This window comes from Bacillus sp. AFS041924, assembly GCF_002577195.1.
In the GTDB taxonomy this organism is placed as follows: Bacteria; Bacillota; Bacilli; order Bacillales; family Bacillaceae_G; genus Gottfriedia.
The window spans coordinates 1-3,869 of sequence record NZ_NULG01000148.1 but is presented as its reverse complement, the minus strand read 5'-3'; the positions used below and the strand labels follow the sequence as shown (position 1 = coordinate 3,869).

Below are 3,869 nucleotides of genomic sequence, written 5' to 3'. Positions count from 1 at the left end.
AAATCAACATTCTTTTTTAATAGAGCCTAATAAAAAAAACTTTTGTAATAAAAAAGCCTGGAATTTTGATTATTCCAGGCTTTCGTTTTCGTATTTTATTAATCAATTGTTTGAATTTGTTTGTCTATTGTTATGCAATCGCTGCATCAAGAGCAATAACAATCATATCATTAAAAGTAGTTTGTCTTTCCTGTGCAGATGTTTCTTCTCCAGTAAAGATATGATCACTTACAGTTAGAACAGTTAGTGCATCTACATTATGTTTAGCTGCAATTGTATACAACGCTGTAGTTTCCATTTCTACAGCAAGAACGCCATACTCTCCTAATTTTTCATACATGTCCATACTTTCTCGATAGAATATATCTGATGTTAAAATATTACCTACTTTTACATTTAACCCTTTATTTACTGCTCCATCATACGCTTTCTTTAGTAATTCAAAGCTAGCACATGGAGAATAATCAAATCCAGGGAATGTTTGACGATTCATATTAGAATCTGTACAAGTAGTCATCGCGATAATAACGTCACGAATTTTTACATCCTTTTGAATTCCACCACAAGTACCTACACGAATCAATGTTTTTACACCGTAACTATTAATCAGTTCATTTACATAAATACCAATTGAAGGAATTCCCATTCCAGTTCCTTGAACGGAAATTCTTTGACCTTTATATGTACCAGTAAAACCAAGCATTCCACGTACTTCATTATAACAAGTAACATCTTCTAAAAATGTTTCCGCAATATATTTAGCCCTTAATGGGTCACCTGGTAATAAAATTTTATCGGCAATCGCACCTTGTTCGGCACCAATATGTACACTCATTTAAATATCCTCCTTAAAAACTGTAATTGAATAGGCCATCCATTATCAGTATTTTAGTTTCTACATTTAAATAAAAAACATTCTTATTTGTATGGCTACTTAAAGGAAATTGTAAGACGAACGTAGTACATATTAAATATAGAAATAATGTATAGACAATATTAACCAATACAGATAATTTATGGCGAATTTTAATTATTGCATAGGTGAATAAATATGGAAAGAGTTTACAATAAGAAATTCTGTATTCTAGAAATAACGAAAAATTGTAAATTTTAACTATTTAAGGAGAATGATCTATGAAATTTCGTTTTATTGCAGCTCTATGTATAGCTATAATGATTATCTTATTAATTAGCAATCGCTTAGTTAATCATAGTATATTATCGAATAGTAGTCAGGTTAATTCACTGAAAGTCAAAAAGGTTGATTGGAATCTTTCCTCTAAAAATAAAACACAAAGAGTAAGTGTGGCATCTAGTTCAATAAGCGCATTACAACGCGAAAAAATTAAAATATTTATAACTTCTGAGAAACTAAATTCTTATAAAATTATTTCACCAGTTTATAACGGAAATAATCAATTTACATTTAAGTATTCCTTTAAGAAAAACGTTCCATATTTTATCAGTATATTTTTAAACAATCAGACGATTGATACAAAGGTTTTTCAAAAACAAAAGGACAAATCCAATGAAGTATTTCCTACTGCAATTTTGACAAAGAAGACTGATGATTTTACAGTTTCGTTGCTATATACATCAATCCTTCCAAAAACAAAGAGTAAAATAACATTTGATTTTGAACAATTTAAAAAACGTACAAAATTTACAAATCACCAATTTTATATTATTAATGAAGATGGGACATATTTTAAACTAATGAATAATCCTAATAATCATTCAAAAGTAAACTATGAACTTGATTTACCTAAAGCAGGAATGTATAAAATATTTTATGAATTTGATTTAAATGACGAACAAAAATCATTTAATTTTATTTTAGATGTAAAAGACAAAGACAGCTAAGGAGTACGAAATGCACAATTTATTAACGAATTCAAAAGTAATAGTATTCGATTTGGATGGAACCTTATATGATGGTACGGACCATTATGATTACTATGCTAAATTATTAGCAAATGAAATAAGTCCAGAAAAGCGTGATGATTTTTTAAAGGATTATAAAAAAATAAAAGAATACGACCATGCGTTAACGATTGGAAAAATATATGATTCAGAAAAAGATTTAGTCATTTCATTAGATCCAATTACATTAAAACCAATCCAAGTATTTACATGGGAAGGGCAACTTCTATCAAAAGAAGAACTTCCGGTACATTATCTTGAAAAAATTAATTATGAATTACCTTATATCCCAGTAGGAGATGGGTGGTGGATTCCATTAGTTGCAAGTTATCATTACGGTGCAAGAGATGTATACCATTGTTATGATCAAACAAAAGAGTATATGGCAACTAAAGAATTTAGTATTCCTTATATTAAGGGATTAAAAGAGAGTTTAGAGAAGGTTAAGGATTCTAAAAAATTAGTATTGTTAACAAACTCTGATCGAGAAGATGTAACAAGACTATTGAACTTACTTAATTTAAACGGATTATTTCATTTAGAAATTACAGATGGAAAGAAGCCATATGAAACAGAAAACCATTTTAAAAAGATAATGAAACAGTTCGATGTTTTGCCTCATGAAGTTGTTTCAATAGGTGATAACTTCATTAATGAAATATCACCTGCTCTTAAATTAGGGATGCATGGAGTATATATTACAAATCAAACAACAATGAAAGTTAGTGATTCCCTGTTAGTTGTCAAAAAACTAGAGGAAATATTTGAGTAATTAATATATGTTATCCGCTTGACTGTAAGTTATATTGCTTACAGTTTTTTTATTTCTAGAGATTTTTTTAAACTAATTTGAATTACAATTTCATTTTGAGGTATACTCAAAATCCAACTAATTTTAAAGGTGTTCATACATACTTTGAATTTGCAATGAGAAAATAATGTTAGGAGGAAGTGTGAATGAACAAAAATCGAAAACTCTACTCACTCATAATTTCTATCATTATTTTTTCTACCGCTATTTTTAGTCATAACATAAATAGTGAAGCAAGAACCACAAATTATGGCTATATTACTCATCCTTTATTAATCTATTTTTTTGATGTAGGTCAAGGAGATAGCATGGTTATGATTTTACCAAATGGAAAGACAGTATTAATTGATGGAGGAGATGTGGAACATGGTGGAGTCGTCATTAAAAAACTTAATCGTCTTCATATAGATACGATTGACCTACTAGTCAGTACACATCCAGATATTGATCATATTGGTGGATTATTAAAAGTAATGAATAGTGTTAAGATTACAAGGATTCTGGACAGTGGGAAAAAATATAATTCACACTCTTATTACCTTTATAAAAAAGAAGCGTTTCAAAAGAACATTCCAGTTAGCATAGCAAAGGTAAATGAAAAAATAAATCTAGATCAAAATGTAGACATCACTGTTTTAAATAGCGGGAAAAAATCTTATACGAATAATAATAGTTCGATTGTATTGAAAGTTAAATATGAAGACATTTCAATTTTATTAACTGGTGATATAGAAAGAAAGGCTGAGCAAAGACTAATAAAAAGAGAGGATATTACAGCTCAAGTATTAAAAATCCCACATCATGGATCAAAAACTTCAACTTCAGAATCTTTTTTATTTGCGGTGAACCCTACAGTCGCAATTCTTTCATATGATAAATTTAATTTATTTGGCCATCCACATCGGTCAGTGATGAAGCGGTTAAACCACCTTGGAATTAAACAATATACAACAGACGAGTTCGGAGACATCGAATTATCAACAAATGGTCATAAATTATATATCGAAAAAGAAGAAGTATTGGTAAATCCATAAGGAAAAATACCAATACTTTTGTTTTTTGATTGGCTCTGTTAAAAAAGAATGTTGATTTTCCATTCCAGGGACTTCGCTTTCCATAGGGCGTGACTTGAGCC

4 protein-coding genes are annotated in these 3,869 nt (G+C 29.2%); 3 read left to right on the top strand and 1 reads right to left on the bottom strand.

Annotation, left to right across the window (positions count from 1 at the left end; translation table 11 throughout):
* Positions 1-130: 130 nt before the first annotated feature.
* Entirely contained in the window at positions 131-835 is a 705-nt protein-coding gene (gene deoD / locus COC46_RS21615; protein WP_098811952.1) for a purine-nucleoside phosphorylase, read from the bottom strand.
* Positions 836-1,134: 299 nt separating this feature from the next.
* Between deoD and COC46_RS21610 the strand changes: the two genes are divergently transcribed.
* From COC46_RS21610 to COC46_RS21600, 3 genes are all read left to right on the top strand, one after another.
* Positions 1,135-1,863, top strand: coding sequence for a hypothetical protein (locus COC46_RS21610; protein WP_098811951.1), 729 nt, complete (start codon positions 1,135-1,137; stop codon positions 1,861-1,863).
* Positions 1,864-1,873: 10 nt separating this feature from the next.
* Positions 1,874-2,695, top strand: coding sequence for an HAD family hydrolase (locus tag COC46_RS21605; RefSeq protein WP_098811950.1), 822 nt, complete (start codon positions 1,874-1,876; stop codon positions 2,693-2,695).
* Positions 2,696-2,880: 185 nt separating this feature from the next.
* Complete coding sequence (locus COC46_RS21600) at positions 2,881-3,768, top strand: ComEC/Rec2 family competence protein (protein WP_098811949.1); 888 nt, start codon at positions 2,881-2,883, stop codon at positions 3,766-3,768.
* Positions 3,769-3,869 lie beyond the last annotated feature (101 nt).

What these genes read in the sequence shown, in the direction of transcription:
- deoD (WP_098811952.1), bottom strand. Translation starts at nt 835, where the DNA reads ATGAGTGTACATATTGGTGCCGAACAAGGTGCGATTGCCGATAAAATT.
- COC46_RS21610 (WP_098811951.1), top strand. Translation starts at nt 1,135, where the DNA reads ATGAAATTTCGTTTTATTGCAGCTCTATGTATAGCTATAATGATTATC.
- COC46_RS21605 (WP_098811950.1), top strand. Translation starts at nt 1,874, where the DNA reads ATGCACAATTTATTAACGAATTCAAAAGTAATAGTATTCGATTTGGAT.
- COC46_RS21600 (WP_098811949.1), top strand. Translation starts at nt 2,881, where the DNA reads ATGAACAAAAATCGAAAACTCTACTCACTCATAATTTCTATCATTATT.